A 25071-nucleotide genomic window follows, 5' to 3' on the forward strand; every position below is an offset into this window, starting at 1 on the left:
GGTGGTGTTACACAGTCGTAGCGTGCGTTTTCCGGGGTGAAACATTTCTGTCATTCGACAGAAATCGCCGGACGGTTATCTGTCACTCGACAGATAAAGCTCACCGTGGAGCTCCCGACCCTCAGCAGAGAGGCGAACGATCATGACCTCCACCGCCATCACCCCTCCGGCCGAGCCGCCGACGTCCTCGGGCGGCGATGCCGATGACCTGTCCGAGTTCGGCTACGACCAACAGTTGCACCGCTCGCTCGGTAAGTTCGCGTCGTTCGCGGCGGGCTTCTCCTTCGTCTCGATCCTCACCACCATCTTTCAGCTGTTCGGTCTCGGATTCGGTTTCGGCGGGCCGGCATTCTTCTGGACGTGGCCCATCGTCTACGCAGGCCAGTTCCTGGTCGCCCTGTGCTTCGCGGAGATCGCGGCGCGCTACCCGATCTCGGGAGCCATCTACCAGTGGTCGCGACGCATGGGCGGCGAGGTGATCGGTTGGTTCGGCGGCTGGTTCATGATGATCGCCCAGGTCGTCACGGCCTCGGCCGCGGCCATTGCGCTGCAGGTGGTCCTGCCGTCGGTGTGGAGTGGCTTCCAGATCATCGGCGACGACCCGACCCTGACCACCACCAGTGGCGCTGCCAATGCGGTCTTGCTCGGTTCGATCCTGCTGGTGATCGTCACGGCCATCAACTGCGTGGGCATCTCGTGGATGAGCCGCATCAACAACATCGGTGTCACCTGCGAACTCGTCGGCGTCGTCGCGGTGGTCCTCGCCCTGTTCACCCACGCCAAGCGCGGCCCCGACGTCGTCTTCGACACCGGCATCCCCGGCCAGCAGCCCGGGTACATCTGGGCATTCATCGTCTCGGGCCTGATGGCCGCCTATGTCATGGTCGGCTTCGGCTCGGCCGGTGAGCTCGCCGAGGAGACCCGGAACCCGCGTCGGGTCGCGCCGCGAACGATCCGTCTCGCCCTGACGGTCTCTGCGATCGGTGGCGGACTGATGCTGCTCGGTGCGCTCATGGCGGCCCCCACCCTCGACGAAGAACTCGCCACCGGGGGTCTGCCCTACGTTCTCGACTCGGTTCTCGGCAGCTTCTGGGGAAAGGTCCTGCTGTGCGACGTCGCCATCGCCATCTTCATCTGCACCCTGGCGATCCAGACCGCGTGCTCGCGGCTGATGTTCTCGATGGCTCGCGACGGGCGGCTCCCGTTCTCCAAGACGCTGTCCCACGTCAACGAACGCACCGGCACCCCGATCGCCCCGTCGATCCTGATCGGATTGCTCTGCATCGGCATCCTCGTGGTCAACGTCGGCAATTCGGCGATCTTCGCGACCCTTGCCAGCGTCTGCATCATCCTCATCTACCTGGCCTATCTCGCCGTCACCGGCCCGATGCTCTACCGCCGGTTCCAGGGCTGGCCCAAGGGTGGTGTCGCGGTTGATGCCGAGGGCAAGAAGCTGTTCTCCATGGGCCGTCTCGGTATCGTCGTGAACCTGCTCGCGGTTCTCTACGGCGCGGTCATGGTGGTGAATCTCTCCTGGCCGCGTGCCGAGGTGTTCGATCCGGCAGGGGAGATGCCGATCCTGTGCTGGGCAGGTCCGATCTGCATCGCGATCACCGTGCTCGTCGGGATCGCCTGCTTCCCACGGGGCAAAGAGCATCCCAAGCCGGTCACCGTCGGCGCGTAGTCGCCCGCCCTTCGTGGCTCGCTTCGCTCACACCTCAGGGACCGGGCTCCGGAATCTCGCCACGTCCCTCGATCCCTGAGGAGCGAGCTTGCTACGTCCCTCGATCCCTGAGGAGCGAGCTTGCGAGCGTCTCGAAGGGCCGACCACCCATCCCACCCCTCCAAGGAGTTTCATCACCATGTCCTCCACCGCAACGAGCACGGCAACCACCACCGACAGCACCACCGGAGCCCGCGAACATGCACGCTCGCAGGCCGGCACCATCACCGACTCGATGCCGGTGGTGCCGGCCAGCGAATGGCCGAATCCGCCGGCCGACGTCGAGCCGACCCGATTGACCTGGGCCGAAACAGTTCCCGGTGGCCGCTACACGAGCAAGGTGCTGGCCCGCGGTACCCGGTTGCGCCTGCGCGACGTCACGGGCAGCGCCTGCGCGCACCTGATGCTGTGGCGCGTGGACGCTCCGTGGGAGCGGCTCAATGTCGCCGACACCGTCAAGGTGCCGTGGCAGGCCTACGTCACCACCGGGCACCCGTTGCTCAGCGACCAGGGCCGGGTGCTCGCCACCCTCGTCGCCGACGACAGCGCCCATCACGACGCCCTGTGCGGTACCACCACCTTGGGCTCGAACATTGCCAAGTACGGTGCCGGAGCTGCTCATTCGGACAGCCCGGCCGGGCGAGAGCTGTTCACCCTGGCCGCCGCCAAGAACGGTCTGGGCGCTGCCGACGTGGCGCCGTCGCTCTCGTTCTTCCACGGCGTCGTGGTGGAGGCCGACGGCAGTCTCACATCGAAGGGCTCGGCGGGGCTGGACAAGTCCGTCGACCTGATCCTGCATCTGCCGTGCATCGTTGCGATCGTCAACACCGCACATCCCCTCGATCCCGCGCCGGTGTTCACGGCCGGCCCCCTCGAGGTGCTCGGTTGGCAGGCGCCCGAGGACCTGGGCAACCTGCTGTCGTCGGTCGGCTCGACCGATCCGGAATATCAGCGCGCCGTGGCGAACTCCGAAGACGCCTGGGCCGCCGCCCATTTCTGAGCACCAGACCGACTCTGCAAGGAGAACACCATGACCACCACCATGTCTCAACGTGACGCGGCCGGCCTGGCCCTCGTGCCCGGTGCGGTGATCGACGACGCCGAAGTCGGCGAGCGTGCTCCGTGGTCCGGCGTCATCGCCGCCGGCGACGTGTTGACCATCGTCGACCTCTACGGCAACCAGGCCGTCGACACCCTCTTCTACGGCGGCCACGACCACGCGATCCGATATTCCGCGCAGGCCACCATCGCCGCACAGGGAAACATCTTCCTCACCACCGGTACGGTGATCCGCGATCAGGAATCCGCTCCGATGATGACCATCGTCGACGACGAGGTGGGTAACCACGACACGCTCGGCGGCGCCTGCTCGCAAGAGTCGAACACCTTGCGATACGGCCATCACACCAAACATCAGCATGCGTGTGTGGAGAACTTCCTCATCGGCGGTGCGCGCCACGGCCTCGGTAAACGTGACCTCGTCGGCAACGTCAACTTCTTCATGAACGTGCCGGTCGATCCAGACGGCTCCCTCGGCATCGTGGACGGGCTGTCCGCACCCGGGAAGCGGCTCGCGCTGCGTGCCGACGTCGACACCCTGGTGCTGATCTCCAACTGCCCACAGATCAACAACCCCTGCAACGGATTCGACCCGACCGCGGTCCGCGTCATCGTCACGCGCCCCGCAGCGAACCGGCCCCGAACAGACCCGAGGAGCTGACTCCCCATGGCCACCATCACCGTTCTCCGCGCGGGGCCGCTCACCACCATCCAGGACTGGCCCGGCCGGGTCGGCTACTGGAAGGTCGGTGTGCCGCCGTCGGGACCGATGGACGACCTCTCGTTCCGGCTCGCCAACCAGGCGGTGGGCAATCCCGCGCACGCGGCAGCGCTCGAAGCCACCATGATGGGCCCCGCCCTGCGCTTCACGGAAGCGGCGTCGGTGGCGGTCACCGGTGCGCCCGTGGTGGTCACCGTCAATGGATCGATTGTGCCGCAATGGGTGCCGATCACCGTCGAGGACGGCGATGTCCTCGACGTCGGTGCGACGGCCGATCTGGGCATGCGCGTCTACATCGCCGTCTCCGGTGGGGTCGACGCCGAGGACTATCTGGGTAGCAAGTCGACCTTCACTCTCGGGCGGTTCGGCGGTCACGACGGTCGCAAGCTCGGCGACGGCGATGAACTGGTGCGGGCGGAACTGCCCATCGGCACGGCCCGGCGCGTCCTCGGTGACGAGCAGCCGGCGTTCACCAACAGGTGGCAACTCGGCGTCACCGTGGGACCGCACAGTGCGCCGGAGTTCTTGACCGCCGACGACATCGAGGACCTGTTCGACACGGCCTACGAGGTGCATTTCAACTCCGACCGCACCGGTATCCGGCTGATGGGCCCGAAGCCGCGGTGGGCTCGAACCGACGGCGGTGAGGCGGGACTGCACCCCTCCAACATCCACGACAACGCCTACTCCGTCGGCGCACTGGACTTCACCGGCGACACGCCGATCCTGCTCGGACCGGACGGGCCGAGCCTCGGTGGCTTCGTCTGCCCGGTCACCGTCGTGACAGCTCAGCGCTGGAAGCTCGGTCAGCTCAAGCCCGGTGACACGGTGAAGTTCGTCCCGGTGCGCAGCGATCGGACCGCGTCGCCGTCGGAGACCGGGCTGGGACGCCGCGCGTGCTTTGTGGATGTCCTCTCCTCAGGCGGGGATCCGGACGGTGGCATCCTCGGTTCCACCACCACCGCGGACGGCTCCACCTCCGTCACCTACCGCCGAAGCGGGGACGACAACATCCTCGTCGAGTATGGCGACATGCACCTCGATCTCGCCTTGCGCGCCCGGGTGCATGCGCTGAGTGAGCGGATCGACGCCGAGCGTCCGGCCGGACTCATCGACCTCACGCCGGGAATACGGTCGCTGCAGGTCAAGGCGGACCCCGATGTGTGGTCGCAAGAGCGAATGCTTGCCTGGCTCAACGAATGTGAGAGCCAATTGCCGGCTGCGGAGGACCTCGTGGTCCCGAGCCGGACCGTCCATCTGCCGCTGTCCTGGGACGACCCGGCCACCCGCGAGGCCATCGAGCGATACATGCTCGGTGTTCGTTCCGATGCACCGTGGTGTCCGTGGAACATCGAGTTCATCCGCCGCATGAACGGTCTGGAGTCCGTGGACGACGTCCACGAGATCGTGTTCGACGCGAGCTACCTGGTGCTGGGCCTGGGTGATGTCTACCTCGGCGCACCGGTCGCCGTGCCGCTTGATCCGCGTCATCGCCTGGTGACGACGAAATACAACCCGGCGCGCACCTGGACACCCGAGAACGCCGTCGGCATCGGCGGCGCCTACATGTGCATCTACGGCATGGAGGGACCGGGCGGATATCAGTTCGTCGGCCGCACCACACAGGTGTGGAACCACCGGTATCCGTCGCCGGTGCCGGGCTTCGACCCGGAGCACCCCTGGCTGCTCCGGTTCTTCGACCAGATCCGTTGGTACCCGGTGAGTTCGGACGAACTCCTCGACATGAGGGCAGACGTCGCGGCCGGCCGCGGCGACAGCGTGCGGATCTCCGACGGCTCCTTCTCGCTCGCCGAACACCAACAGTTCCTCGACGAGAACGCCACCGACATCGCCACGAGGCGTGCCACGATGGAAGCCGCGCGTGCCGAGGAGCGCGAACGTTGGTCGCGTCAGGGTGAGTTCGCGAATATCCCGGCGGATGACGCACTGGCGGACGCCGTGGGGCAAGGGGAGGTCGCAGAAGAGGGGAAGGTCGCATGAGCAGGATCATCGACATCTATCGGCGCATCGACGAGGCCGACCGTCCGGAGGTGTTCATCGCCCTTCGTCCCCGCGACGAGGTGCAGGCCGAGCATCAGGACTCGCTGACGGCCGGCGGGCCGCTGGCGGGAATCGTGCTCGCGGTCAAGGACAATGTCGATGTGGCCGGGCTCTCCACCACCGCCGCGTGCCCCGACTATGCCCACGTGCCGTCGGCCGATGCCCCGGCCGTTGCCGCGCTGCGTGCCGCTGGGGCGGTGGTGATCGGCAAGACCAACCTCGACCAGTTCGCCACCGGACTCGTCGGAACTCGGAGTCCGTATGGAGCCGTTCGGGATTCACGACGACCCGACCGGATCTCGGGCGGGTCGAGCTCCGGTTCGGCGGTCGCCGTGGCCCTGGAATTCGCCGACATCGCGATCGGCACCGACACGGCGGGGTCGGGGCGGGTTCCCGCCGGCCTGCAGGGAATCGTCGGGGTCAAGCCGACCTTGGGCGTGGTCTCGACCGACGGCGTGGTGCCCGCCTGCACGAGTTACGACACGGCGACCATCTTCGCGGCGGACCTCGACCTCGCGAATCGGGCGATGGCCGTGATGGCGACCGCGCAGGGACCGCGACCGTTCGGCCCGGCCACCCGACTGGCCGCCACCGAGCAGCCGACCGTCGCGGTACCCGCAGATCTGCCCGAACTCGACGACGCGTGGCGCGATGCCTTCGGTGCGGCGGTCGGCCGTGCCGAGTCCGCGGGCCTACGGATCAAGCCCATCGACCTCGGACCGTTCCTCGCCGCGGCGAAGTTGCTGTACGAGGATGCCCTGGTCGCCGAACGATACGACGCGGTCGGACAGTTCATCGACGCCGCCGGAACCGAGTCCGGGCTGGACCCTGTGGTGGCCGGGATCATCAGCGGTGCAAAGCGATTCGGTGCGGTGGATCTCCTGCGCGCCCGCCGTCGTCTCGCGGAGCTCCGCACTGAGGCGATGGCGGAGTGGGGTGATGCGGATGCCCTCCTGGTGCCGACGGCGCCGATGCACCCGACCCTGGCCGAGGTGGACGCGGACCCGATCGGGGTGAACTCCCGGATGGGCACCTACACGAACTTCGGTAACCTCTTCGACCTGTGTGGTCTCGCCATACCGGCCGGGCAGGTCGACGAGACCGGCGGTACCCGTGCGCAATTCGGGGTCACATTACTGGGGCGTGCACACGACGATGCGGTGATCACCGATCTCGCACGCCGGTTTCTCGACGGCACCGCCGATGCCGCTCCGGCGGCGTGGCCCGAGGCGGGTGGTGCCCTGGCAACCGAGCTCGCGGTGTTCGGTGCGCACATGCGCGGCGGCCCGTTGACCCACGAACTCTCCGACCGGGGAGCGCGGTGGTCGGGTGAGGTGTGGACCGCGCCGGACTACCGCCTCGTTGCGCTCGACACCACCCCCGCAAAGCCGGGCCTCATCCGCGACCCCGAGCGCGGCCGGTCCATCCAGGGGGAGGTGTGGACGCTCTCGCCGACAGCGTTGGGGGAGTTCCTCGCCGCGCTGCCGGCCCCGATGATGCTGGGCGGCGTCGAACTCTCCGACGGCCGATGGGTGGTCGGATTCGGCTGTGCTGCGGACGCCGGCGAACACGGTGAGCGGCTGGATCGCACACGCTGGTGACCGTGGGTGGTTCCGAGGCCGCGTCCAGGGACGGGCCGCGCCGCCTCAGCGTCGGTCCCGCGGCAGGCGTCGCTCTCGTGGTTACAGTCGCTCTCGTGGTTACAGTGGAGACAACCTCAGCGTCACCCGTTCCGCTCACCAAGGAGGAGCCATGGCGGTAGATCCGGCGAAGAGCAAAGCGGTCTCCCAAGTCGTCCGTCAGCACCCGGGCATGAGTCTCGTCGCGGTCTCCCCCGGCATCGTGGTGTTCCTCCTCGTCGGGTTCCTGCTGAACTGGCCGCTCGCCATCCTGCTGGGCCTGGTGGGTGCCGGTGCCGGCTACTACTTTCTGACCCGTCGGAAGTAGACCCCGAGGAGCGATGACCACACGCGTCGACAGCTGGATCTGGGCGATCCGGCTCACCAAGACCCGGTCAGCGGCCGGTGCGGCATGCCGTGGCGGACATGTGCGGGTGAACGGTGCCACCGCGAAGCCGGCGCAGCCCGTCGCGATCGGTGACGAAGTCCGGGTGCGCCTGAACGGCCACGAGCGGGTCGTCGAGGTCACCAAGCTGATCGGCAAACGTGTGTCCGCGCCTGCCGCGGCCGAGTGCTACATCGACCGCAGCCCGCCGCCGCCTCCGCGCGAGGTCGTCGCGAGCCAGCCGCGGCGGGATCGCGGTGCCGGGCGACCGACCAAGCGAGAACGACGCGAACTCGACCGACTGCGGATGCACGGTGGCCTGCTGGTCTCTCTGGCCCTCGTGCTGGTCGTGGCCCTCGCCGGCTGCTCGGATGACTCCGACGATCCGGCGGCACCGACGACTGCGGACGCGCCGGGCAAGGCCGGTGCGGGCCCGTTCTTCGGCGCGTGCGGGGGCGTCACGACCGAAGAGGTCACCCGGATCACCAAGTTCGCCGGTCTGGCCAACACCGTGAACAATCCGTCGGTCTGCGAGTGGGACAGCAGCAACGACCGCACCGGGCCGGTCGCGTCGTTCAACTGGTATCGCGGGTCGCCGATCGGTCGCGAACGGGCCACCGAGCAGCTGTCGCGCGAGTCCACCAAGGACATCGACATCGACGGGCACAAGGGATTCATCGCATCCGATGCCGGGATCTGCGAGATCGGTATCGCCTTCGGCGCCGACTTCTTCGAATGGTCGGTGAGCGCGGGAACGCAGGCGCTCGGAAGTGCACAGCCGCCGCCCGCGACAGATCAGATCTGCGAGTCGACCCGCGAACTCTCCCGACTCTCGATCGAGCGTGCATCATGAAACGGCTGCTCACTCTGATCGCAGTGCTGTTGCTGGTCCTCGGCCTCGGGACCGCGTGCGCCCGCGACATCGACGGCGAGCCCGTGGCAGTCGGCGCCGCCGACAACGAGCAGCAGGGACACGTCGACACCGATCAGTACGACAAGCTGCTTCTCGAATGCGAGGTCCTCTCGACGGCACAGATCGCGCAGGCGGTCGGCGGAAGCGTCGCCCGCGGCACCTTCAACGGGGCGATCTGCCGTTGGCTCGTCGAGGGCGCCACCTCGGCGAGTGTCACCTTCAACTGGTTCGAGTGGGGAGACCCGAACGTCGAGAAGCAGACCGCCAAGAAGCTCGGTTACGAGACCGAGAACATCAAGGTGGCCAGCCAGGCGGCGTTCACCCAACGGGATCCGAAACGACCCGCGGTCTGCGGGGTCACCGCGCGCGCCCCGAGCCGCGGTGTCTTCACGTGGTGGGTCGAACCGCGGACGGCAGCGGTCCCCGCGGACCCGTGTGCAGCGCCGATCAAACTGATGGAGCTGCTCCTCAGCGGCGGCCAGTAGTCAGTCGGTCACACGCTCGGCATCTTCGACACCGACACCGTCGCCGCGACCGCCGGTCCGTCGTCACCCGGGATCAGCATCCACACCAGGAGGCGTTCCGGTTCCCGCACCCTGCGCAGAGTGATCGGCACGCCCGGCACGATCGGCCGCAGATACTCGATGACAGCGCGGTGCGGACCGTCCACCAGGTCGGGATGAGCGACGAGTTCATCCTCGATCGCCTCCAGGTAGGCCGCGTTGTTGAGGTGCTTGAACGGGTCGAAATCGGTGATGCGCAGCACGTGCTCGCGGTCCTCGAGCTCGATCGACGACGGGTCGGGCGCCTTGTCGGGATTCATGGACTTCCAGCGCAGCCGATGTTCGTCGGTCATCTCGGACAGCATCTCGAGCATCTCGTCGGTGATCCTCGACGGCATCCCCTGATCGTTCACATTGATCCAGAACGCCTCGGTCTCGATGAGTCCCGGTTCGCGCTCATCGGGGTTGAAGCGGTTGGTCTCGTGATCGGCGGTGAGGCGCACGCGCATGTTGGTCCAGCGTGTGGACAGTGCCCCGCACCAGCGCTGCGCGGTCACCGCGGCCGGCCAGGTGAACGGGCGGATCACGTCGATCACGGTCCGCCGGACGATCCAGAACGGATCGGAGGCGCCGTAGTCGGTGGCCTCGATGTTGTCGTTGGCGACATCTTGCAGGTAGCGGGCCACGGCATCGAGCCGTACGCGCATATCCTGATCCACGTCTCCGGTTCGGACGCGATAGTCGGCCTCGAAGTATCGAGCTCCCTCCTTGCGATCCGGCAATGGTTCGAACGTTGTTCCCGCTGCTTGCGAGGTGCTCACTCGGTCCCTACTTTCAGCCACCGGTATCTTTACAGTTAAGATACGCAGGACGAGAAAACTAGAACACGTTCCACGTGTTGGATTACGAGGAAACAGCAGATGGCGCATGTGATCACCCGACCATGTTGCAACGACGCCAGTTGTGTCAGCGTGTGTCCGGTCAACTGCATTCATCCCACGCCCGATGAGCCGGAGTTCTTCACGGCGGAGATGTTGTTCATCGATCCCGAGACATGCATTGACTGCGGTGCGTGTATCGACGAGTGTCCGGTGGAGGCGATCCTCCCCGATGACCAGCTCGAAGAGCGCGACGAGCCGTATCTGCAGATCAACGCCGACTACTACAAGGACCACGACGTCGAGGGCGGCCTGGTACCCCCGAAGAAGGCGCCGCAGTTGCCGGACGGCGAACTGCATGTCGCCATCATCGGCGCCGGGCCTGCAGCGTTCTACGCGGCCGAGGAGCTCGTGCGCAAGCCTCAGGTCAAGGTCGACATGTTCGACCGGCTGCCGACGCCCTACGGTCTTGTCCGGGCCGGCGTCGCGCCCGACCACGCACCCACCAAGGGCGTCGAGAAGACCTTCGCGGCGACGGCGGCAAAGCGGAACTTCCAGTACTTCCTGAACGTCGAGGTCGGCAAGCACATCACGCACGCCGAGCTCGTCGAGCGCTATCACGCGGTGATCTACGCGGTCGGTGCGTCCACCGACAAACGTCTCGGGCTCGAAGGGGAGGATCTGTCCGGATCGATCCCGGCCACCGAGTTCGTCGCCTGGTACAACGGCCATCCCGACTACGCCGATCTCGACGTCGATCTGTCGTCTGAGCGGGCCGTGGTGGTCGGCAACGGCAACGTGGCTCTCGACGTCGCGCGCATCCTGGTCAGCGATCCCGACGAACTCGCGAAGACCGACATCGCCGATCACGCACTGGCGACGCTGCGTGAGTCGAATGTCAAGGAGGTCGTGCTGCTCGCCCGCCGAGGCGTCGCGCAGGCGGCGTACACCAACAGCGAGTTCCTCGCGCTCGGTGATGTCGAGGGTGTCGACGTCGTGATCGATCCTGACGAACTCGTGCTCGATCCGGCCAGCGAGGCGGCGCTCGAGGACGACATCTTGGATTCGACGATCGCGACCAAGGTCCGCCTCGCGCGCGAGTTCGCCGAGCGACCGACCACCGAGGGGAACCGGCGCATCGTGTTCCGCTTCCTGGTCTCGCCGATGGAACTGGCCGGGGACGGGCACGTGGAGCGGTTGACGTGCGTGCGAAACGTGTACGCGCCGGGCACCGAACGGGTGGCGGTGTCCCCGTCCGACGAGCGCTTCGACATCGACACCGGAGTGGTGTTGCGGGCGATCGGTTATCGTGGCGTACCTGTTATCGATATGCCGTTCGACGATGTGCACGGCGTCGTGCCGAACACCGACGGCAGGGTTCAGGTCGCGGCCGACGGTGAGGTCGTGCCGGGACTCTTCGTCACTGGATGGATCAAACGTGGTGCGACCGGGGGGATCGGCATGAATCGGATTTGTGGTCAGGAGACCGCGGAGGCCGTACTGAAAGACTATGTGGCGGGGGCCTTCTCAAGCCCGTCCACGTCTCGCGACGACGTCGCCGACATCGTGTCGGACCGCGGTGCGCGGCGGATCGACATGGATGGCTGGAAGGCCATCGATGCAGCCGAGAAGAATGCCGGTAAGTCCGCCGGTCGCCGACGCGTGAAGTTCGTCTCGCTCAACGAGTTCGAGGTCGCTGCCGGCATGGAACCGGTGCAGTAGGGATGCGCGTCGCACTGCTGTCGTATCGCAGCAAGCCGCATTGTGGCGGTCAGGGAGTCTACGTCCGTCACCTGTCCCGAGAGCTCGCACTGCTCGGTCACGAGGTCGAGATCTTCTCCGGCCAGCCATATCCCGAACTCGACCAGGTCGCCATCGACGCGGGGGTCAAGCTCACCAAGGTGCCGAGTATGGCGCTCTACGACGAGCCGGACCCGTTCCGTACCCCGCGACCGGGCGAGTACCGGGACTGGATCGATGCGCTCGAGGTCGGGTCGATGTGGACCGCGAGCTTCGGTGAGCCCCTCACCTTCAGTCTGCGGGTGGCCCGACTGCTGAAGCAGCGGCGGGACGATTTCGACATCGTCCACGACAACCAATGCCTCGGTTACGGTTTGCTCGACATCCAGAAGGCCGGCTTCCCGCTGATCGCGACGATCCATCATCCGATCACCCGCGATCGCACACTGGCGGTCAAGGCGGCCAAGGGCTGGCGCAAGATCACCGCATGGCGATGGCATTCGTTCCTGCGGATGCAGGGTCGCGTCTCACGGCGAATCCCCGAACTGCTCACCGTGTCACGCAGCAGCGAGGTCGACATCCGCAAGGCATTCGACATCCCGTCGGGCCGCATCACCACGATCCCACTCGGCGTGAACACAGATGTGTTCCGTCCGGGCGTCGAACGTGTCCCGGGACGCGTCGCCTGCGTCGCCAGTGCCGATGCGCCGCTCAAGGGTGTTTCATATCTGCTGGAGGCCATCGCAAAACTGAGCGCCGAACGTCAGGTCGAACTGGTACTGGTGTCCAAACTCGACCCGAACGGTCCGTCGGCCAAGATGATCGACGACCTGGCCATCGGTGATCGCGTCCGCGTGGTCTCCGGCCTGGAGGACGAGGAGATGGCCGACGTGCTGGCGTCCGCCGAGGTCGCTTGTGTCCCATCCCTTTACGAGGGCTTCTCACTTCCCGCGGTCGAGGCGATGAGTTGTGCGACACCGCTCGTCGCCACCCGCGCCGGTGCGATTCCCGAGGTCGTCGGGACCCAGGAGGAGGCGGCTCTGCTGGTGCCGCCGGGGGACTCCGGCAAACTCGCACAGTCCATCGGGCGCCTGCTCGACGATGCCGAGTTGCGGCATCGTCTCGGGCAGGGAGGCCGGAGCCGCGTCGAGGATCGGTACAGCTGGGCGGCGGTGGCAGCGAAGACCGCGGCACACTACGAAACCGTCCTGGAACGAGTCGCGCGCGATGGGGGCGTGGCGACCGAGTCCGGCCCGGTCGTGGGCTGACCACAGCAACATCACGGATCGACGAAGGGAACGCGCGTGCTGACAGTGGATTTCGACCGCCTGGGGGTGGGTCCGCAGACCAAGGCGATCGATATCGGTGCCGGGCAGGGGAGGCACTCGTTCGAGATGTTCCGGCGCGGTGCGGATGTCATCGCCTTCGACCAGTCCGAATCCGACATGGCAGACGTCGGCGAGATGTTCGACGCGATGATGGCCGAAGGGCACGTGCCGGCCGATGCGAAAGCACGGGCCGAGGTCGGTGATGCACTTCGTCTTCCCTACGCCGACAACAGCTTCGACGTCGTGCTGATGTCCGAGATCCTGGAGCACATCCCAGGCGACGAAGCCGCGATGGCCGAGATGGTGCGGATACTCAAGCCGGGTGGCGTCGCTGCCGTCACGGTGCCCCGTTACTGGCCCGAGAAGGTCTGCTGGGCACTGTCGGACGAGTACCACGAGGTGGAAGGCGGGCACGTCCGGATCTACAAGGCGTCCGAACTCGCCGACAAGCTAACCCGCGCGGGACTCGAGGTCACCGGTACCGATCACTCGCATGCACTTCATGCACCTTACTGGTGGCTGAAATGTGCTGTCGGAGTGGAGAACAATGACAACCTCCTGGTGAAGGGATATCACCAGCTGCTCGTCTGGGACATGATGAGCAAGCCGTGGCTGACCCGGGCGGGGGAGCAGGCACTCAACCCGTTCATCGGCAAGTCGGTGGCCCTGTACCTACGGAAGCCGGCCGACTCCGGGACACCGTGACGCGGTTTCCGGCGATCGCCGGGGTGTTGACCGCGCAGCAGACGGACGCCACGGGTGCCGCTGTCGCTGCAATGCAAGAGGATTCGGGTGCACTGCCGTGGTTCCCGGGCGGTCAGACCGATCCGTGGGACCACATTGAATCCGCGATGGCCCTGTCGGTCACCGGACGTGTCGCGGAGGCCGAAGGGGGCTATGAATGGTCGCGGCGCCTGCAGCGGGCGGACGGCTCGTGGCCCATCCGCACGGTGATCGGCCACGTCGAGGATGCGAACGTCGACAGCAACTTCTGCGCCTACATCGCGGTCGGGGTCTGGCATCACTACCTGATCACCGGCGACACCGTGTTCCTCGATCGGATGTGGCCGATGGTGTGGTCGGCGATCGACCTGGTGATGAAGTTTCAGCGCCCTGACGGCGCGTTCCGCTGGGGTGGCGACCACGGCACCGGAGCGATGTTCGATCAGGCCCAGATCACCGGCAACGCAAGCATTTTCCAGGCCGTCGACTGTGCGATCCGGATCGCCGACGAGATGGGTCAGCCGGACCAGGAGTGGGTGAGCGCGCACGCCGCGCTCGGCGACGCGATCCGCGACCGGCCGGAGATCTTCGAGCCGCCGTCGGATCACTCGATGGACTGGTACTACCCGATCCTCGGCGGCGCGCTACGCGGCCGGGCGGGGCAGGAGCACATCGCACGCCGGTGGGACGAGTTCGTGGTCGAAGGCAAAGGCGTTCGCTGCGTTGATCATCGCCCGTGGGTCACCGGCGCCGAGACCTGCGAGCTCGCGCTGGCGCTCGATGCGCTCGGGGACACCGGAGATGCGATCACGCTGGTGGAATCGATTCAACACCTCAGGGATCCGGACGGGTCCTACTGGACCGGGCTGGTTTACTCCGACGGCAAACGGTGGCCCGTGGAGAAGAGCTGCTGGACGTCGGCAGCGGTCATCCTGGCTGCTGACGCGATCAGTAGGACCAGTGCGGCAAACGGGATCTTCCGCGACGTGCGACAAAACCTGGCCGTCGGACGCTGAATGACCTAGACTGGTGTCCAGTCAGTCGTCCAGGGTTGGGCGTGACATATTGCGACGCGGCGTTGGAGGGTTCATGGAATTCGGGATCGTGCAGTTCACCAGTGATCGTGGGCTCAAGCCCCATGTGCTGGCCCCGCTGATCGAAGATGCCGGATTCGCCGCGTATTACGTGCCGGAACACGGACACATACCCACCCGGCGCGACGCCGCGCATCCGCAGACCGGGGATTCCTCGCTGCCCGATGACCGCTACATGAGGACCCTCGATCCGTGGACGTCCCTGGCCGCGGCGGCCGCGGTCACCGAGCGGATCCGGTTGGCCACCGCGGTCGCCCTTCCGGTGCAATCGGATCCGATCACGCTGGCGAAGACATTGGCCACCCTGGACCACATCTCCGGTGGTCGGGTCACCCTGGGTGTCGGATTCGGCTGGAACCTGGACGAACTCGGTGATCACAACGTGCCGCCGAAGCGCCGACGCACCATGCTGCGCGAGTACCTCGAGGCGATGCGGGCGCTGTGGACCCAGGAAGAGGCCGAATACCACGGAGAGTTCGTCGATTTCGGCGCCAGCTGGGCGTGGCCCAAGCCGCCGCAGTCGTCGATCCCGACCCTGGTCGGCGCGGCGGGCAACGAGAAGAACTTCAAGTGGATCGCGCGCAGTGCCGACGGCTGGATCACCACCCCCGGCGAAGACGACATCGAGGGCTCGGTGGAGCTCCTCAAGCGCATCTGGTCAGAAGCGGGTCGTGACGGCGAACCGCAGATCGTCGTGCTGGACTTCAAGCCGGTGCCGGAGCGTCTCGACAAATGGCGCGAGATCGGCGTGACCACCGTGCTCTACGGACTGCCGGACGACAGTGTGGAGCGGGCGAGCGGTTATCTCGCCAAGCTCGCCGGGAAGCTCGGCATCGCCTCCGCGGTGGTGTGAGGGACTCAGGGGACGCACCCAAGCGCCGGTCGAGTGGCGTCGAGCCGCTAGGCGAGAGGTGTATCGAGACCTCCTGCGCCACATACAATTCACTGCTCCGGAGACGCCCGCAATCCCGGCATCAGATACCGCCGCACCTGGCGCAGCACCGCGTCGGCATCATCGGGATCGACGGTGTCGCCGGGGACTGTGCCCAGACTGATCAGCACCCGCGCGACCCATTCGGACACCTCGCCGAGATCGTGATCGGGATGGATCTCGCCGCGCTGTGCCGCGGCATCGATGAACGGGCGCCAGAAGGCTGCGAGGTCGGGTATCAGGCCGGCAACTCCGGCACCCGCGCAAGCGGCGAATTCGTCGGGTTCGGTGGTCCGTAACCGCATCAGCAGCGTTCCGGGATCGTCGTAGGCGCCACGGCCGATGCGTACGCCTGTGCTCACTTGCCGATCGAGGCCGTCGATCGCCTCGAGTTCGGCGACCGCGTCGCCCCAGAAGGACTCGTTGAGCCGCACGATGGCGGCACCGACGAGCGTGGACTTGTCCGGAAAGTGCCGATAGAGCCAGGCTCGGGACACCCCGGCGATCTCCGCGACTTCCTGCATGGTGGTCGAGCGGATCCCCTTCTCGGCGAGAAGTTTTTCGCACGCGTTGAGAAGTCGGGCGGCGACCGGGTCAGCCGGTTGCGGATTCGTCGGTGCCTCGCTCACGTTCGCACCCTAGCAAATCTGTAGACAAATTCCGGATTCTGTTTACCCCTGCGACGAAATGCGGTAGACAGAATGAACAATCTGTCTACCGCCCGCTATGCGGGCTGTTCGGGTGAGGAACCATGAGCACATATCTACCGCGTACCGCGGTCATCGGGGCAGGGATCAGCGGTCTCACCTCCGGCAAGATGCTCGCCGACTACGGCGTGCCGTACACCTGCTTCGAATCGTCCGATCGGATCGGTGGGAACTGGGCATTCGGCAACCCGAACGGTCACAGCAGCGCGTATCGCTCACTGCACATCGACACGTCCAAACATCAGCTGTCGTTCCGCGACTTCCCGATGCCCGAGAGCTATCCCGACTTCCCGCATCACTCAGAGATCAAGAGCTACCTCGACTCCTACGCGCAGGCGTTCGGATTGCTCGACAACATCGAATTCGAGAATGCGGTCTCCCACGCCCGACGACTCGACGGCGGGGGATGGGAACTCGAGACACAGCGCGGAGATTCACGCCGGTTCGATCTCCTCGTGGTCGCGAATGGGCACCACTGGGACCCGAGGTTCCCCGACTTCCCAGGTGAGTTCACCGGGACTGCCATGCATGCGCACCACTACGTCGATCCGAAGACACCGCATGAATTCTCGGACAAGCGGATTCTGGTCGTGGGCCTCGGAAACAGCGCCGCAGACATCGCGGTCGAACTGTCGTCGAAGGCGCTGGGGAACAAGCTGACGTTGTCGACGCGTTCTGGTGCGTGGATCGTGCCCAAGTACTTCGCGGGCAAACCGGCCGACAGGTACTATCACACCTCGCCGTACATCCCGTTCTCGTGGCAGCGCAAGTTCATGCAGGTCATGCAGCCGATGACCGCGGGACGGCCGGAGGACTTCGGGCTGCCGACGCCGAATCACAAGTTCTTCGAAGCGCATCCGACGCAATCGGTCGAGTTGCCGCTGCGCCTCGGCTCCGGCGATGTGATCCCCAAGCCCAACATCGCGCGGTTCGACGGTGAGACGGTCCATTTCGAGGACGGCACTTCCGACGATTTCGACATCATCATCTACGCAACGGGTTACAACATCACCTTCCCGTTCTTCGATCCGGATTTCATCAGCGCACCGGACAATCGGATAGATCTGTACAAGCGGATGTTCTACCCGGGCATCGACGACCTCGTGTTCGCCGGGTTCGCGCAGGCAACCCCGACACTGTTCCCGTTCGTCGAGTGTCAGGCGCGACTGCTCGGCGCGTACGCCGTCGGGCGCTATCGTCTGCCATCGGAGCACGAGATGCATCAGGTGATCGCGGAGGATCAGCAATTCTTCACCGGGCACATGCTCGACCGGCCACGGCACACACAGCAACTCGACCATTACCTCTACGAACACAACATCCGCAGCAAGGAGATGCCGGCGGGGCTCGGGCGCGCGCGCACTCAGGGGTCGCCGGTGTGGGCTCGGGTCGACGAGCACGATGAGCCGATGGTTGCCGCTGCAGGAGCGCAGGAAGGTACGCAATGATGACGACCCGGATGACGGTCACCTTTGATTCCCACGGAACAGGCTGTGACGCATGGTATTTCCCGGGCGCGGACTGGTCACAGTTCGACACCCCGGCGGGCCGTCCGGTGGTGGTGATGGCACACGGGTTCGCCGGGACGAAGGACTCCGGCCTGGAGCCGTACGCGCAGCGTCTCGCCGCCGCCGGACTCGCGGTGTTCGCCTTCGACTACCGAGGTTTCGGTTTGTCGGGTGGCGAACCACGGCAACGGATCTCGATGACCGGACAAGCCGACGACTATCGTGCGGCGATCGACGCGGCCAAGCGTCAGGAGGGAGTCGATCCCGAGCGCGTGATCCTCTGGGGCGTCTCGCAATCCGGGGGTCATGCACTGGTCGTGGCCGCAGACCGAACCGACATCTGCGCCGTGGTAGCGATGGTGCCGCTCGTCAACGGTCTCGCGGCGGGAGTCCATCACTATCCACAGGTCGGCGCGAGTGCCATGGCGCGTTCGACGGTCGTCGGGATCAGCAGCGCCTTGGCCGGTAAGCTGGGCCGACCGCCGACGATGATGCCGGTGGTCGGGCGGCCGGGTGAGAAGGCCGCGCTCACGTCGCCGGGATTTTACGAGGACTACCTGACGATCGCCGGGCCGTCGTGGCGGAACGAGGTGGACGCGTCGATCGGATTGGAACTCGGCAACTTCCGAGCCGACAAGCATGCCGATGCGATAACGGCACCGGTGCTGATGCAGATCGCCGACTTCGACCAGGGGGCACCACCCCACGCCGCGGCGAAGGCGGGGTTCAAGGCGCGGGCCGAGGTGCGGCACTACCCGTGTGACCACTTCGACGTCTTCGCGGGCAAGGACTGGTTCGAACCCGCTGTGGCGCATCAACTGTCATTCCTGACCGCACATCTCGCGCCGGTGGCCGAGAAAGCCGCCACCGGCGGTGCCTCATGACCGGCTCGCCCGCTGCCGTCGTCGTCGGCGGGGCGTCGGGTATCGGTCTGGCCACCGCGCGGGCGTTGGCCGCCGACGGTTATGTCGTCACCATCGCCGACGTGAACGCCGATGCGGCGCGGACGGCCGCCGACGAGATCGGCGGTACCACCAACGCGGTGACAATGGATGTGACAGACGAGGAATCGGTGTCCGCGGGCTTCGAGGCGGTAGAGGATCTGCGGGCCGTCGTGAGTTGTGCCGGTCTGACGATTCCCGGCGCCATCACGGAACTGCCGCTCGAACACTGGCAGACGACCATCGACGTCTGCCTCACGGGATCGTTCCTGGTGCTCAAACATGCAGGCCAACGCGTCGTCGAGGGCGGCAGTATCACCGTGATCTCGTCCCTGAACGGGCGTCAGCCCGGCAGTGGTGTCGGTGCCTACTGTGCGTCGAAGGCCGGTGCCACGATGCTGGTCGAGGTGGCCGCGCTGGAGATGGCGCCGCGCCGCGTGCGGGTCAACGCGATCCAGCCCGGCGTTGTCGACACCCCACTCACGGCCGGATTGTCGATGGTTCCGGGGCTCACCGAGGAGTACATCGAGAACACCCCGCTGGGCCGCAGCGGTCGTCCCGAGGAGATAGCGGACATGGCGGTGTTCCTCGCATCGGACAAGGCCGCGTGGATCACCGGAGCAGCCTTCGACGTGAACGGCGGTGCGCATCTCCAGCGCTACCCGGACGTGCTCGGCAAGGTGCGGGCGATGATGTCCTGACGGTTCTTCCCCCGGGTCTTGCTTCCTCGTCCGGCCGCCGTCGGAGAGCGAAACAAGACCCGGGGGAGGAACTTCCGGCGGCCGGTCCCGGTCACCTCGCGTGCCCGATCGATCTGCGACGTCGCGCGCACCGGCACATTTGTCCAGGGGGTCTGCGTACTCGATTCGGGTCGCCAGCTCGGCGAGACGATGGCCGAGATCGGCGAGCAGGTCGACCAACTGCGACGGCACCATGGCACCGATGGCATCGCGGCATCGCGATGCTGCGATCGATGGTGGTCTCGGCGAACGGATTGTCAGAGAGCGTCGGTGAGTCCGTGAGCCGACTGGTGCTCTCCGAGAACCCGCAGATCCCCACACCTGATCTGCAGGTCGCGATCCCGGTGGACCTCGACGGGAAACGCAAGACGGTGCGCGGCGACTTCGGCCGGCGGGATGTCGACGGCGTGCTCCGAGTCGTCGGAGAGTTCGACGGTCGCCTCGAGTATCACCGGTCGACCCCGTTCGGGGACCGGCTGCCCGAGGACGTCATCTATGAGGAGAAACTCCGCGAGGATGCGATCCGCGCGACGGGACCGCTGGTCGTCCGATGGACATGGTCGGATTCCATGCGCCCCAGAATCCTCCACGCCAGGGTGATCGCAGCCCTCCGGGCCGCCGGCATCCTCCGGTGAGGTCCCCGGTGAGGCCCCCAGCGACATCCCTCAGCGACATCCCCCAGCGGCAGTTCGTCCCCCGCGTCTGGTTTCGTCCGCCGACTGCTTGCGGAGGACAACGCGAGACCTGGGGGAAGAACGGGCAGGGTCGGGTCAGCCGAGGGGTGTGCCCACCTCGCCGCCGTCGCGACGGAGCACGCGCAGCGAGCCCTCGGCCCGCACCTCGGTGAACTGCCCGGTGGCCAGCGCCTGACGATAGATCTCGTACGGAGGCCGTCCGCCGTCCTCGGGGTTCGGGAACACGTCGTGGATGAGCAGTGCCCCGCCGATGCGCACCCAGGGCGCCCACCCGTCGAGGTCGTTCTGCGCGGCCTGCATGCTGTGGCCGCCGTCGATGAACACGAAGTCGGCCGGCTTGCCCCACACCCTTGCGGCGATGGCCGACCCTGCGAGCATGCCGATCACGGTGTTCTCGAGACCCGCGTCGTACATGGTCTGGCGGAAGCGTGCCGAGGTGTCGAGCGTCCCGGTGTGCGGGTCGACGAGGGACTTGTCGTGGTACTCCCAGCCGGGCTGATGCTCCTCGGAGCCGCGATGATGATCGACCGTCACGATGGTCGCCCCGTAATGTTCGGCGGCCGCCCCGAGGAAGACGGTGGACTTGCCGCAGTAGGTGCCGATCTCGACCCCGACACGAGTCGAATTCGGCTGGGCCAGATACTCTCCCGCGATCTCGAAAAGGGTCTGTGCCTCGTCGAGGGGCATGAAACCGGGGGCCTCTTCGGCCACTTTGAGGCGCTCCGGCGATGGTGCGTTCGGCGTCCTTGCCGACGATGCAGTCATACTCCTGATCCTATCCGGTCGATATCGGCGGCCGCGTAGGGTGAGCCGTATGAAAGCACAAGTGCTCACCGCCGAGACGGGACCCGCTGGACTGGAACTGACCGACGTCGCCGACCCCGCTCCGGCCGATGGGCAGGTCCTCGTCGACATCAAGTCGTGTGGTATCTGCTTCCCCGACCTCCTGATGAGTCAGGGCAAATACCAGCTGCGGATGCCGACGCCGTTCACCCCGGGCACCGAGGTGGCCGGGGTGGTGCGCGATGCACCCGCCGGCTCGTCGGTCAAGGCGGGCGACAAGGTGCTGGTGGCGTCCATCGTCGGTGGCTTCGCCGAGCAGGTCGCCGCGGCGCCCGAGCAGTTGTTGCCGCTGCCCGAGGGGCTGACCTTCGACCAGGGTGCGGCGATGGGCATCAACTACCAGACGGCGTTGTTCGCGCTGAAGCTCCGCGCGCAGACCGCGCCCGGCGAGATCGTAGGTGTCCTCGGCGCCGCGGGCGGTGTCGGTACCGCGTCGATCATGGTGGCAAAGGCCATGGGCGCCAAGGTGATCGCCATCGTGCACCGGAAGGGTGCCGAAGAGTTGCTGCGCAGTGCGGGCGCCGACGAGATCGTCGCGCTCGAAGATGGATGGGGGGCGAAGCTCAGGGAGGTCGCACCCGAGGGTGTGGACGTCATGATCGACCCCTCCGGCGGAGAGGTCTTTGACGAGGCGCTGCGTCAGGTCGCCCCCGACGGCCGCTATGTGGTCATCGGTTTCGCTGCCGGCGGCATCCCGACGGTCAAGCTGAACCGGGTGCTGTTCCGCAACATCTCCATCGTCGGCGCCGCGTGGGGCGAGTACGTGCGTACTCATCCCGGGGTGCCGGAGATGCTGCACGACGAACTTGCCGAGATGATCGCCGCGGGGTTGCGGCCGCAGGTCAATGTCACCTATCCGCTCGACGAGCTGCCCAAGGCGTTGACCGATCTGGCCGAAGGGCGGATCCTGGGGAAAGCGGTCGTCAAGATCGCCGACTGAACTCCTTGTCCGCTGGTCGAGTATTCGACGAGCGAAGCGAGGAGACGTATCGAGACCAGGAGCCCACCATGTGCCGCAACATCACCGAGCTGCGCGGTCTGGAACCCGCGGCAACCGACGAGGAGATCGAGGCCGCGGCCCGGCAATACATCCGCAAGGTGAGCGGCATTCGGCAACCGTCGTCGGCCAACGCCGAGGCCTTCGAGCTGGCCGTGCAGCAGGTCACCGAGGCCACCCATGCACTGCTCGACGTGTTGCCCGAGCGGCGGCAGCCGCCCAAGACCGTGCCGCCGCTGCGCCGTCCCGAGGTGCGGGCGCGAATGGCGGCACAAGGGTCGGTCTGACATCGGGGTTTCGCGCAGCGATGAGCGGAAGTGTTGGGTGTTCGCCGTCATCGCTCGCTAATGTGCTGAGGTGACCGCCACCCGCACGGCCTCGGCTCGCTCCGCTCCCAGGCCGGTCCGCCACCTGGCATTCCTGGTGGTCGTGGCGGTGATAGGTCTGATGGCTGCTGTCGGTGGCCCTGCACCTCGCGCTGCCGCCGCGCCGCCGGACAGTTGTACGCCGGCCGGTGCGGCGTCGGCATCGGCCGCCCCGACCAACATGGCGGCGGCGGATCAGGGCGGCGAGGACCGCTACACCACCGCCACCACGACGCCGGTCGACCAGATCGACACCAACGCCCTCGGCCTGCTGAAAGCCGGCACGATCTCGGTCGGCACCTTGTCCGACGCCGGCCCCAGCATCTGCGTGAACGGTCAGGGCGTCTTCACGGGCTTCGACAACGAGCTGCTCAAGGCGGTGGCGGCCAAGCTGGGCCTGCAGATCCAGTTCTCCGGGACCGAGTTCGCCGGACTCCTCTCGCAGGTGGCCAACAACCGGTTCGACGTGGGCTCGTCGTCGATCACCACCACCGACGCGCGACGCAAGACGGTCGACTTCACCAACGGTTACGACTTCGGCTATTTCTCGTTGGTCGCACCGACGAGCGGGTCGATCAAGGGCTTCTCGGACCTGAGTGACTCCACCAGGATCGGTGTGGTTCAGGGCACGGTCCAGGACGACTACGTGATCAACACGCTGAAGCTCGACCCGGTGAAGTTCCCCGACTATGCAACCGCATACGCGAACCTGAAGAGCGGCCAGATCGACGCATGGGTCGCGCCCTCACAGCAGGCGGAGGGCGCGGTCAAGGAGGGTGACGGCACCGCCATCGTCGAGAACACCTTCAGTGTCAACAACTTCGTCGCCTGGGCGGTCGGCAAGAACAAGCCGAAACTCGTCGAGGCGCTCAACTCCGGCCTCGACGCCATCATCGCCGACGGCACCTACGCGAAGCTCTACACCGACTGGGTACCGCGTGAACTGCCGGACGGCTGGAAGCCCGGCAGCAAGGCCGCGCCCGAGCCGAAACTGCCCGACTTCGCCGCCATCGCCAAGGAGAACGAGGCCGAGAACGCGGGCAAGGCGGACGAGGCGTCGGCTCCGAAGGGCACCTTCGCCCAGCTCGGCAGCACCTTCTTCAACTGGGACCTCTACCGGGAATCCTTCCCCGACCTGATCAAGACCGGACTGGTCAACACCCTGATCTTGTCGCTGGTATCCGGCGTGCTCGGCACGATCCTCGGCATGCTGCTGGCCGTCGCCGGCATCTCCCGCTCACGATGGCTGCGCTGGCCGGCCCGCGTGTACACCGACATCTTCCGCGGTCTGCCCGCAGTGGTGGTGATCCTGCTCGTCGGTCTCGGGGTGGGCCCGGTGGTCAAGAACCTCACCGGGAACAACCCCTACTGGCTCGGCGCGGTCGCGTTGGCACTGCTCGCCGCCGCGTACATCGGCGAGATCTTCCGATCGGGTATCCAGAGCGTCGACGACGGGCAGATGGAGGCCTCGCGCGCCATCGGTTTCAGCTACCGGCAGTCGATGCGGCTCGTCGTGATCCCGCAGGGTGTGCGGCGCGTCCTACCTGCGCTGATGAATCAGTTCATCAGCCTCATCAAGGACAGTTCGCTGGTCTACTTCCTCGGCCTGCTCGCCAGTCAGCGAGAGCTGTTCGCGGTCGGTCGGGACCTCAACGCGCAGACCGGTAATCTCTCACCGCTGGTGGCGGCGGGCATCGTCTATCTCGTCCTGACGATTCCGCTCACACACCTCGTGAACTACATCGACAACCGGTTGCGCACCGGCCGTCCCGCCGATGTCGAGGACGACCCGCTGCCGGCAACAGCGGTCGAGAAGGGATGAGCGACATGGCCGACACCATCACCGCACGCGAGGCGGTCTCCTTGACCGGTACCGACCTGCACCTGTCGTTCGGCAAGAACCACGTATTGCGGGGGGTCGACATCCAGGTCGACGCGGGGACCACGACGACTGTGATCGGGCCATCCGGATCCGGGAAGTCGACGTTGCTGCGGGTACTCAACCGGCTGCACGAACCCGATCAAGGAGATGTGCTCCTCGACGGCCGTTCGGTCCTCGGGGACAATCCCGACGAGCTCCGGCGCCGGATCGGCATGGTGTTCCAGCATTTCAACCTTTTCCCGCACAAGACGGTCGTGGACAACATCTCACTCGGGCCGCGCAAGCTTCGGGGGCTGGGCAAGGAGGAGGCGCGCGCCGTCGCGATGCGTCAGCTGGAGATCGTCGGCCTGACCAACAAGGCAGACGCCCGGCCGGGAAGTCTGTCCGGCGGACAGCAACAGCGCGTGGCGATCGCCCGGGCGCTGGCGATGGAACCACAGGTGATGTTCTTCGACGAGGCGACCTCGGCACTCGACCCAGAACTCGTCAAAGGGGTGCTGTCGCTGATGGCCGACCTCGCCGAAGAAGGGATGACGATGGTCGTCGTCACCCACGAGATGGGCTATGCCCGCAATGTTTCCGACAGCGTCCTGTTCATGGACCACGGCGCGGTGGTGGAAACCGGCAAACCCGAGCAGATCTTCGACTCGGCTGAGTCGGAGAGGTTGCGCGCGTTTCTGTCTCAGGTGTTGTGAGAGCTCAGGGTGTGGTGAGA

The 25071-nt window shown here is 66.3% G+C and carries 24 protein-coding genes; 21 read left to right on the forward strand and 3 right to left on the reverse strand.

The genetic code is table 11. The annotated features are described in order from the left end of the window. The first annotated feature begins 142 nt into the window (after positions 1 to 142). The 8 genes from ACPXCG_RS15025 (at position 143) to ACPXCG_RS15060 (ending at position 8966) form a co-directional block, all read left to right on the forward strand. The gene (locus ACPXCG_RS15025; protein ID WP_425792738.1) at positions 143 to 1684 is read left to right on the forward strand and encodes an amino acid permease; all 1542 of its coding nucleotides are present in this window, start codon (positions 143 to 145) and stop codon (positions 1682 to 1684) included. A 178-nt stretch (positions 1685 to 1862) separates the two neighbouring features. Beyond that, positions 1863 to 2723, forward strand: coding sequence for an urea amidolyase associated protein UAAP1 (locus ACPXCG_RS15030; protein WP_425792739.1), 861 nt, complete (start codon positions 1863 to 1865; stop codon positions 2721 to 2723). A 30-nt stretch (positions 2724 to 2753) separates the two neighbouring features. Beyond that, positions 2754 to 3443, forward strand: coding sequence for an urea amidolyase associated protein UAAP2 (locus tag ACPXCG_RS15035; protein ID WP_425792740.1), 690 nt, complete (start codon positions 2754 to 2756; stop codon positions 3441 to 3443). Between the two features lie 6 nt (positions 3444 to 3449). After that, on the forward strand, positions 3450 to 5504 hold the full coding sequence (locus tag ACPXCG_RS15040) for a 5-oxoprolinase/urea amidolyase family protein (RefSeq protein WP_425792741.1): 2055 nt from the start codon (positions 3450 to 3452) through the stop codon (positions 5502 to 5504). Then, positions 5501 to 7165: an allophanate hydrolase gene (gene atzF / locus ACPXCG_RS15045; RefSeq protein WP_425792742.1), complete on the forward strand. Its 1665-nt coding sequence runs from the start codon at positions 5501 to 5503 to the stop codon at positions 7163 to 7165. The genes ACPXCG_RS15040 and atzF overlap by 4 nt, the downstream gene beginning before the upstream one ends. 151 nt (positions 7166 to 7316) lie before the next feature. After that, complete coding sequence (locus tag ACPXCG_RS15050; protein ID WP_425792743.1) at positions 7317 to 7511, forward strand: hypothetical protein; 195 nt, start codon at positions 7317 to 7319, stop codon at positions 7509 to 7511. Between the two features lie 13 nt (positions 7512 to 7524). Beyond that, a complete protein-coding gene (locus ACPXCG_RS15055; RefSeq protein ID WP_425792744.1) occupies positions 7525 to 8421 on the forward strand; it encodes a DUF3558 family protein in 897 nt (298 codons plus the stop codon). Next, positions 8418 to 8966 carry a DUF3558 domain-containing protein gene (locus ACPXCG_RS15060; RefSeq protein ID WP_425792745.1) on the forward strand — a complete coding sequence of 183 codons (549 nt, stop codon included), beginning with the start codon at positions 8418 to 8420 and terminating at the stop codon, positions 8964 to 8966. The genes ACPXCG_RS15055 and ACPXCG_RS15060 overlap by 4 nt, the downstream gene beginning before the upstream one ends. 8 nt (positions 8967 to 8974) lie before the next feature. Here the strand turns inward: ACPXCG_RS15060 and ACPXCG_RS15065 are convergent, their stop codons facing one another. Further along, entirely contained in the window at positions 8975 to 9805 is an 831-nt protein-coding gene (locus tag ACPXCG_RS15065) for an acyl-[acyl-carrier-protein] thioesterase (RefSeq protein WP_425792746.1), read from the reverse strand. A 99-nt stretch (positions 9806 to 9904) separates the two neighbouring features. Between ACPXCG_RS15065 and ACPXCG_RS15070 the strand changes: the two genes are divergently transcribed. From ACPXCG_RS15070 to ACPXCG_RS15090, 5 genes are all read left to right on the forward strand, one after another. Beyond that, positions 9905 to 11584, forward strand: a complete 1680-nt coding sequence (locus ACPXCG_RS15070) for an FAD-dependent oxidoreductase (RefSeq protein WP_425792747.1) — start codon at positions 9905 to 9907, stop codon at positions 11582 to 11584. Between the two features lie 2 nt (positions 11585 to 11586). Next, entirely contained in the window at positions 11587 to 12870 is a 1284-nt protein-coding gene (locus tag ACPXCG_RS15075) for a glycosyltransferase family 4 protein (RefSeq protein WP_425792748.1), read from the forward strand. A gap of 36 nt (positions 12871 to 12906) precedes the next feature. After that, positions 12907 to 13635, forward strand: a complete 729-nt coding sequence (locus ACPXCG_RS15080; RefSeq protein ID WP_267630043.1) for a class I SAM-dependent methyltransferase — start codon at positions 12907 to 12909, stop codon at positions 13633 to 13635. Next, positions 13632 to 14669 carry a prenyltransferase gene (locus ACPXCG_RS15085; RefSeq protein ID WP_425792749.1) on the forward strand — a complete coding sequence of 346 codons (1038 nt, stop codon included), beginning with the start codon at positions 13632 to 13634 and terminating at the stop codon, positions 14667 to 14669. Before ACPXCG_RS15080 ends, ACPXCG_RS15085 begins: the two co-directional genes overlap by 4 nt. A 73-nt stretch (positions 14670 to 14742) precedes the next feature. After that, positions 14743 to 15600, forward strand: a complete 858-nt coding sequence (locus ACPXCG_RS15090; RefSeq protein ID WP_425792750.1) for an LLM class F420-dependent oxidoreductase — start codon at positions 14743 to 14745, stop codon at positions 15598 to 15600. Positions 15601 to 15689: 89 nt separating this feature from the next. Here the strand turns inward: ACPXCG_RS15090 and ACPXCG_RS15095 are convergent, their stop codons facing one another. Continuing rightward, the gene (locus tag ACPXCG_RS15095; protein ID WP_425792751.1) at positions 15690 to 16307 is read right to left on the reverse strand and encodes a TetR/AcrR family transcriptional regulator; all 618 of its coding nucleotides are present in this window, start codon (positions 16305 to 16307) and stop codon (positions 15690 to 15692) included. 122 nt (positions 16308 to 16429) lie between these two features. Between ACPXCG_RS15095 and ACPXCG_RS15100 the strand changes: the two genes are divergently transcribed. The 4 genes from ACPXCG_RS15100 (at position 16430) to ACPXCG_RS15115 (ending at position 20209) form a co-directional block, all read left to right on the forward strand. Continuing rightward, a complete protein-coding gene (locus tag ACPXCG_RS15100) occupies positions 16430 to 17833 on the forward strand; it encodes a flavin-containing monooxygenase (protein ID WP_425792752.1) in 1404 nt (467 codons plus the stop codon). After that, complete coding sequence (locus ACPXCG_RS15105; RefSeq protein WP_425792753.1) at positions 17833 to 18777, forward strand: alpha/beta hydrolase; 945 nt, start codon at positions 17833 to 17835, stop codon at positions 18775 to 18777. Before ACPXCG_RS15100 ends, ACPXCG_RS15105 begins: the two co-directional genes overlap by 1 nt. Continuing rightward, entirely contained in the window at positions 18774 to 19535 is a 762-nt protein-coding gene (locus tag ACPXCG_RS15110; protein ID WP_425792754.1) for an SDR family NAD(P)-dependent oxidoreductase, read from the forward strand. Before ACPXCG_RS15105 ends, ACPXCG_RS15110 begins: the two co-directional genes overlap by 4 nt. Before the next feature lie 272 nt (positions 19536 to 19807). Then, the gene (locus ACPXCG_RS15115) at positions 19808 to 20209 is read left to right on the forward strand and encodes a hypothetical protein (protein WP_425792755.1); all 402 of its coding nucleotides are present in this window, start codon (positions 19808 to 19810) and stop codon (positions 20207 to 20209) included. 135 nt (positions 20210 to 20344) lie between these two features. Here the strand turns inward: ACPXCG_RS15115 and ACPXCG_RS15120 are convergent, their stop codons facing one another. Then, complete coding sequence (locus tag ACPXCG_RS15120) at positions 20345 to 21034, reverse strand: class I SAM-dependent methyltransferase (protein WP_425792756.1); 690 nt, start codon at positions 21032 to 21034, stop codon at positions 20345 to 20347. Between the two features lie 49 nt (positions 21035 to 21083). Here ACPXCG_RS15120 and ACPXCG_RS15125 point away from each other — a divergent pair, with 49 nt between their 5' ends. From ACPXCG_RS15125 to ACPXCG_RS15140, 4 genes are all read left to right on the forward strand, one after another. Then, entirely contained in the window at positions 21084 to 22052 is a 969-nt protein-coding gene (locus tag ACPXCG_RS15125; RefSeq protein WP_425792757.1) for an NADPH:quinone oxidoreductase family protein, read from the forward strand. 68 nt (positions 22053 to 22120) lie between these two features. Next, positions 22121 to 22396, forward strand: coding sequence for a DUF2277 domain-containing protein (locus tag ACPXCG_RS15130; protein WP_425792758.1), 276 nt, complete (start codon positions 22121 to 22123; stop codon positions 22394 to 22396). A gap of 160 nt (positions 22397 to 22556) precedes the next feature. Next, positions 22557 to 24296, forward strand: coding sequence for an ABC transporter substrate-binding protein/permease (locus ACPXCG_RS15135; protein WP_425792851.1), 1740 nt, complete (start codon positions 22557 to 22559; stop codon positions 24294 to 24296). 5 nt (positions 24297 to 24301) lie between these two features. Further along, on the forward strand, positions 24302 to 25051 hold the full coding sequence (locus tag ACPXCG_RS15140) for an amino acid ABC transporter ATP-binding protein (RefSeq protein ID WP_425792759.1): 750 nt from the start codon (positions 24302 to 24304) through the stop codon (positions 25049 to 25051). Positions 25052 to 25071 lie beyond the last annotated feature (20 nt).

It is taken from the genome of Gordonia sp. DT218, from assembly GCF_049847105.1.
Classification (GTDB): Bacteria; Actinomycetota; Actinomycetes; order Mycobacteriales; family Mycobacteriaceae; genus Gordonia.